The 225-nt window shown below is 43.1% G+C and carries 1 protein-coding gene; it reads right to left on the reverse strand.

What is annotated here, in order from left to right:
* Window positions 1–225 (reverse strand): DDE-type integrase/transposase/recombinase (locus tag WA325_RS21370; protein ID WP_336184169.1); only part of this gene is annotated, 225 nt, incomplete at both ends.

Genomic DNA, 225 nt, shown 5'->3' on the forward strand with positions numbered 1-225 from the left:
CGGGCGTCCCTTTGCGGGACATGCTCATGGTAATGCCTTTTGTTTTAACAGCTTTCTGATACTCATAAGATGTATACACAGATCCTTGGTCACTATGCAACACGCAGTTCTGAGGCAGTGTTGGCAGCTGATCAAGTGTGTTTAAGACAAAGTCTGTGTCCTGCTTATCTCCAATCGTGAAAGCAATTACTTCTCCATTGTATACATCCAATATACTGGAAAGGT

The sequence above is a fragment of the Bacillus sp. 205(2023) genome (assembly GCF_037027485.1).
In the GTDB taxonomy this organism is placed as follows: Bacteria; Bacillota; Bacilli; order Bacillales; family Bacillaceae; genus Bacillus; species Bacillus halotolerans.